The organism is Alphaproteobacteria bacterium, from assembly GCA_018667735.1.
Classification (GTDB): Bacteria; Pseudomonadota; Alphaproteobacteria; order Rickettsiales; family JABIRX01; genus JABIRX01.
On the sequence record JABIRX010000052.1, the window covers coordinates 25,839 to 32,191 of the forward strand.

A 6,353-nucleotide genomic window follows, 5' to 3' on the forward strand; every position below is an offset into this window, starting at 1 on the left:
AATTATTAATATAATGTAACATGTTTTTTTTAATCTTCATATGGATTTTTTATATCAACTTCAGCTAAGACTTTAGTTTCTAGACTTTCCATTTTAATTGCATCGTCTGAATTAATATGATCATAACCAAGCAAATGTAAAAAACCATGTATAAATATGTGACTTAAATGATTAACAAAACTCTTATTTTGACTAAGTGCTTCCATTAATATTTTTTCTTCAGAAATAATAATATCACCTATATATTTAGCAGTTAAACTTTCTTCAACTATGTCAGTAGAAAATGACAAAATATTAGTGTCTTTATTAATATTTCTAAATTGATGATTCATTTTTTTAATATAAGCATTATCCGAAATCATCACTGATAACTCAATATTATTAGAATTATGTAATTCGGGAACATGCTTTTTAAGTGGCTTTAGAAGATGTTTATAAAAATCAGAATCTATCTTACTATCTTTATAGTGATTAAATAGCTCAATATTAATCATTTATAATAATTCTCCAGTAAGACTATGCGGGGTGGATTTAGTGATTTTTACCTTCTTAATTTGACCAATCAAATTAATATCACCACCTTCAATAAAGACTGCCTGAAGTTAGGGGCTTCTTCCCATGATCTTATCGCCTTGCTTCCTTTCAAATAAAACTTCTAGCTCAAGGTTTTGCATTGATTTATTAAATGAATATTGCTGTTCATTTAGCAGATTTTGTAAGCGTTTCAATCTTTCAGCCTTAACATCTTCGGCTACCTTATTGTCATATAATTCTGCAGGTGTTCCTGGTCTTTCACTAAATTTAAAAGAATAACAACCTGAATATTTTATGGTTTTAACTACCTCTAATGTTTTTTCAAAATCTTCTCCTGTTTCTCCAGGAAAGCCAACTATAAAATCAGATGAAAACGCTAAATCTGGCCTTGCTATTCTTAGCTTCTCTATAATTTTAATATATTCAGCGCAACTATGTTTTCTATTCATAGCCTTTAGGATACTATCTGATCCAGACTGAACTGGTAAATGCAAATAAGGCATTAGCTTCTTGCATGTAGCATGAGCCTCATAAAGATCATCATGCATATCGCTTGGATGAGATGTAGTGTACCTAATTCTTTTTAAACCTTCTATTTTATCTAGCTTTTTAATTAATTGACCTAGGTTTATGTTATCACCATTCTGATCAACTCCATGATAAGCATTTACATTTTGCCCAAGCAACATAATTTCTAAAGCACCAGAATCCACTAATTTTTTTGCTTCATCTATGATTTTATCCACAGGTCTAGAAAACTCTGCACCTCTAGTATAGGGCACAACACAATATGTGCAGAATTTGTCACAGCCTTCTTGCACAGATAAAAAAGCAGAAATATTTTTATTTACTCTATTTTGTGGCAATAAATCAAATTTTTCCTCTTCAGTAAAATCCAGATTTACTTTGTCTATTTTTTCTTGATTATTTATTTTTTTTACCATCTGTGGTAAATTATGGTAAGATTGTGGACCTACCACAATATCCACAAAAGGTGCTCTTTTAATAATTTGCGATCCTTCCGCTTGAGCTACGCAACCTGCAACTGCAACAACCATTTTCTTGCCAGCTAATTTTAACTCTTCTTTCTTAATCCTTATTTTTCCTAATTCAGAATATATTTTTTCTGCTGCTTTTTCTCTAATGTGACAAGTATTTAAAATAACTAGATCAGCATTACTGTAATCACTCTTTATATTGTAGCCAAAAGGAGTAAATAACTCTTTCATGCGCTCAGAGTCATAGGCATTCATTTGACAGCCATAAGTTTTTATATATAACTCTTTATTGGCTAAAGTTGTATTATCCATGTTTCTTTTCCTTCTTATCTAATGAAGTTGCATAAAGCTCTAACCTATGATCCACTAATTTGTAGCCTAATTCTTCAGCTATTTTACTTTTCAAATTCTCTAAAGATTCATCATGAAATTCTATGATTTCCCCCGTATGTATGTCTATTAAATGATCATGATGATCGTCAGATACTAATTCATATCTTGATTTTCCATTTCCAAAATCATGCTTTTCTATGATACTAGCTTCTTCTAACAGTTTCATTGTTCTATATGTTGTTGCTATGCTTATTTTGTTATCATATTTTTTTGCGCGTAAAAAGACCTGATCAACATCTGGATGGTCGTCTGACTCCGCAATTGCTTCGGCAATTATTCTTCGTTGTTCTGTAATCTTGATATTGTTATCTTTACAATATTCTTCTAGTTTTTTAGTTATTTTATTAGTCATTATAATAAGTTATTTAGTTTGCTATATAACATATCAATTTCAAAATTATGACCAAAATGGTCAATAAATTCACCTTCCTCATTTAAGAGATATATAAAGCTAGTGTGGCTAATGGTAAATTTATTTTTTTCAACTTCTACTTCTTCAGCATAAATCCTATATTTTTTAGCTACATTATTAATAGCTTCTTTTGAACCTGTAAGTCCAGTGATAGGAGCCAAATAACTTTGCAAATAGTCATTTAATACTGGTATGGTATCTCTTTTAGGGTCTATAGTTATAAAGATTATGTTTAATTTTTCCTTTTGTGCTTTAGTTAACTTCTCATATGTTATCGACATATTATTTAAGCTAGTAGGACAGATCATTTCACAATTAGTGAAACCAAAAAAAACTAAACTATATTTATTCTTAAAATCTGCTAAAGTTTTTGTCTCGCCATATTGGTTAACCAAATTAAAATTTCCGCCAATAGCTAGACTTTTTTCTGTATTCTCTGGTTTTGTTGCAAAAAAAATAAAAATAGAGGATATTAAGAATATACTAATTATATATTTTATTTTGCTCTTTGGTGATTTCAACATAAATTAATTGCTAAATAATATGGTTAAGTTTATATTACAGCCCGATAATGTAACACAAAATAGTTATGAGTAAAGAAGATTTGGAAATGAACAAAGTAGCCGCCTCAATATTACTTGCAGGTGTGATTGCTATGTTGTCAGCTTTTGCCACAAATATAATGTATGAGCCAAACTCTCCTTATATAGAGCAAAAAAGAGGTTACAAAATAGATGTTGTAGAAACTAATACAAAAAAAGCTGCAGAAGAGGAAGAAATTGACATAGTAGCTCTTTTAGCTTCAGCCGACATCGCTAAAGGTCAGAAAACTGCAAAAAAATGTGTAGCATGTCATTCTTTTGACAAAGGAGGTGCCAATAAAGTAGGTCCAGCTTTATGGAATTTAGTAGGTAGGCCTATAGCTTCATTAGATAATTATACATATTCAGATGCTTTAAAAGCTATAGATAAAAATTGGACTTATGACGAGTTATTTGCTTTTATAAAAGCTCCTAAAAAATACGCAAAAGGTACTAAAATGTCTTTTGCTGGTATAAGAAAAAATAAACAATTAGCAGATTTATTGTTATATTTAGGGTCCAAAAACGACAACCCACCATCTTTACCTCAATAACATAATTTTTACTTCATTAGAAAATTTATTATATGAATTTATCACGATTGTATATTTTCATATTCTCAATTATCTTGAATTCTAATTTAGCTATTTCTGCAAATCACGCAATATCTTTAACTAGCGATATAAAATATCAGAAAAACTTTTCTAATTTTGACTATGTAAATATACAGGCGCCAAAAAAAGGTAAGCTTCATATAGGTGTAGTAGGTAATTTTGATAATATAAATAACAATATATTAATGGGTAGTTCCGCAGAGGGTTTAGCTCTAACTACAGATAGCTTATTTACGAAATCTATTGAGGAAATTGCAACTACCTACAATTTACTGGCAGAATATTTTCATATTGACAGCCCAAATAATAGAGTAATATTTAAGATTAGAGAGAAGGCCAGATGGCATGACAGCACAAAAATAACTAATGAAGATCTTCTCTACACATACAATACACTAAAAGAGCAGGGGCACCCATATTACAAAATTATTTTAAATAAAGTTATTAAGGCAGAGCTATTAGATAACAATAAAATAGCATATTATTTAAGTGATATTAATAATGTAGATTTAATTCAACAAATTGGCTTGCTTCCAGTTTTGGCAAAAAAATATTATGAAAATAACGAATTTAATAAAATTACGCTAAAACCACAACTTGGCAGTGGGCCTTATAAAATAAAAGAAATCAAAGCAGGTAAATATATTATTTATGAAAAATTTGATAATTACTGGGCTAAAAACTTGAATGTTAATATTGGTAGATATAATTTTAAACAAATCAAATATAGCTATTTTCGTGACGCTAATATAGCCGTACAAAATCTTAAAGCGGGGAGTTATGATCTTAGATATGAGAATATAGCGAAGAATTGGGCAAATAATTATGACAATAACTTTCTTGATAATTTAAATTACTCTAAAGAACTTATTGCACATGAGATACCAACAGGTATGCAATGTTTTGCTCTTAACCTGCGCAAGGAGAAATTTCAGCATAAAAAAGTTCGCGAAGCATTAAACTTAGCTTTTGATTTTGAATGGACCAATAAAGCTCTTTTTCATAATAGCTATGAAAGAACAAAAAGTTTTTATTCAAATTCTCCTTATGTAGCTAAAAATAGTTTAAATAAATATCAAATATCATATTTAAAAAAAATATCAGCAGAAGACTATATAAGTGAATATCTATACACACCAGCAAAAACTGCCGGTAATGGTAATAATAGAACCAATCTACTCAAAGCGCAGAAATTACTTAATGAAGCAGGCTGGACAGTTAAAAACTTTAAATTAACCAATGCAAAAGGTGATGTTTTCAAGTTGGAGTTTTTAATTACAAGCCCCTCATTTCAAAGGGTAATTTTACCTTATATTAAAAATTTAAAAAAGCTGGGTATCGAAGCAAAAATAAGAATGGTTGACTATAGTAATTACCAAAAATCTTTAGAAAACTTTAACTATGATATTACCGTTTATGCATATCCTGGTGTTAAGATTCCTGGAAATGAACAGTTAAATTTTTGGCATTCAAAATATGCTAATCTTAATGGTAGTAGGAATATTTCTGGTATAATAAATCCAATTATTGATAAAATTACAGAAGATATAATAGAAGCAAAAGATTATAACAAAAAAAAAGATTTAGCTCAGTTGTTAGATAGGGTTTTACGCAATAATATATATGTCATACCTCATTGGAACATAAAAAATCATCGGATAATTTTAAATAAAAACATAGCAAGGCCAAAAATCAATACCTCTTATGGCTTAGACATACATAGCTGGTGGAAAAAAAATTAAACCTTTGAAATTGACGTGTTTTTATTTACTGCAACATTGAGTGCTAATGCTATTGTAATCATGGAAACAATTAATATCGTACCACCATAAGAAATAAAAGGTAAAGGCGCCCCTACAACAGGAATTAAACCCATAATCATAGCTAAATTTATTAGGAAGTGAAAAAACAAGAATGAACAAAGCCCAATTACTATATATTTGCCAAATAAAGATTTACAATCTAATGAGATCTTTATTAAACGTGTAAAAATATAGCAATATAAAAATAATATAAAAGAAGTACCAATAAAACCAAATTCTTCTGCTATTATAGTAAAGATAAAGTCAGTCTCTCTTTCAGGTAAAAAATTTAACTGACCCTGAGTACCAGATAAAAAACCTTTACCAGTAAAACCACCAGAGCCTATAGCAATTTTTGATTGTATTATGTTATATCCAGAGCCTAGTGGGTCACTTTCTGGATTTAAAAAAGTAAAAACTCTTTGCTGTTGATATGCCTTTAAACTTGTCCAAAGAAAGGGGATAGCTATTAAAATTGAAGCAGCAGAAATTACAAACTTCCAAATAGAAACACCAGCTATAAAAAAAATTACAATTGCAAGGGATAGCAAAATCAATGATGTGCCTAAATCTGGTTGCTTTATAATCAAAAACATTGGTACCAAAGTCATCAAAATTGGTAAAATCAAAAAAACAACATTACCTATTTTATAAATATGTAAATTATGAAAATATTTTGCTAATGCCAAAACTAATGTAATTTTCATGAACTCTGAAGGCTGTAGATTCATAAAACCAAGGTCTATCCATCTTTTTGCACCCATAGCAGCATGACCAGAAAATAGCACATAAATTAACATCGCTAAACCTGCAATATAAAACAAATATGAAAATTTATATATTATTCTTAGATCAAGAAAAATTATAACAAAAAAAATAGGAAGAAAAATTAGAAATCTTTTTAATTGAGAACTAGCCCAAGGATTAAAGTCACCACTATTAGCCGAAAACAATGTTAAAATTCCAATTGCAAATAAAATAAGTACTGCAGCAATTAACTTTAAATCTAAATTTTTCCA

Annotated in this window: 6 protein-coding genes and 1 pseudogene; 2 read left to right on the forward strand and 5 right to left on the reverse strand. The window is 29.2% G+C overall.

The window, feature by feature from the left end; all coding sequences use genetic code 11:
• Positions 1-29 precede the first annotated feature (29 nt).
• The 4 genes and pseudogenes from ybeY to HOH73_05880 all read right to left on the reverse strand — a co-directional run bounded on the left by ybeY (position 30) and on the right by HOH73_05880 (position 2,861).
• The gene (gene ybeY / locus HOH73_05865) at positions 30-494 is read right to left on the reverse strand and encodes an rRNA maturation RNase YbeY (protein ID MBT5828382.1); all 465 of its coding nucleotides are present in this window, start codon (positions 492-494) and stop codon (positions 30-32) included.
• Positions 495-1,844, reverse strand: a pseudogene (miaB, locus tag HOH73_05870) (tRNA (N6-isopentenyl adenosine(37)-C2)-methylthiotransferase MiaB).
• Complete coding sequence (locus tag HOH73_05875) at positions 1,837-2,277, reverse strand: transcriptional repressor (protein MBT5828383.1); 441 nt, start codon at positions 2,275-2,277, stop codon at positions 1,837-1,839. The pseudogene miaB and the gene HOH73_05875 overlap by 8 nt, the downstream one beginning before the upstream one ends.
• Positions 2,277-2,861, reverse strand: coding sequence for an SCO family protein (locus tag HOH73_05880; protein MBT5828384.1), 585 nt, complete (start codon positions 2,859-2,861; stop codon positions 2,277-2,279). Before HOH73_05880 ends, HOH73_05875 begins: the two co-directional genes overlap by 1 nt.
• Positions 2,862-2,926: 65 nt before the next feature.
• Between HOH73_05880 and HOH73_05885 the strand changes: the two genes are divergently transcribed.
• Both HOH73_05885 and HOH73_05890 read left to right on the forward strand, forming a co-directional pair.
• The gene (locus HOH73_05885) at positions 2,927-3,472 is read left to right on the forward strand and encodes a cytochrome c family protein (protein MBT5828385.1); all 546 of its coding nucleotides are present in this window, start codon (positions 2,927-2,929) and stop codon (positions 3,470-3,472) included.
• A 74-nt stretch (positions 3,473-3,546) separates the two neighbouring features.
• Positions 3,547-5,274, forward strand: a complete 1,728-nt coding sequence (locus HOH73_05890; GenBank protein MBT5828386.1) for an ABC transporter substrate-binding protein — start codon at positions 3,547-3,549, stop codon at positions 5,272-5,274.
• Here the strand turns inward: HOH73_05890 and rodA are convergent.
• A partial coding sequence (gene rodA, locus HOH73_05895; protein ID MBT5828387.1) for a rod shape-determining protein RodA occupies positions 5,271-6,353 on the reverse strand: 1,083 nt, incomplete at its 5' end. The two genes, HOH73_05890 and rodA, sit on opposite strands and share 4 nt — an antisense overlap.

Bases quoted from the DNA above. Each gene is read 5' to 3' on its own strand.
- ybeY (MBT5828382.1), bottom strand. From the start codon at position 494: ATGATTAATATTGAGCTATTTAATCACTATAAAGATAGTAAGATAGAT.
- HOH73_05875 (MBT5828383.1), bottom strand. From the start codon at position 2,277: ATGACTAATAAAATAACTAAAAAACTAGAAGAATATTGTAAAGATAAC.
- HOH73_05880 (MBT5828384.1), bottom strand. From the start codon at position 2,861: ATGTTGAAATCACCAAAGAGCAAAATAAAATATATAATTAGTATATTC.
- HOH73_05885 (MBT5828385.1), top strand. From the start codon at position 2,927: ATGAGTAAAGAAGATTTGGAAATGAACAAAGTAGCCGCCTCAATATTA.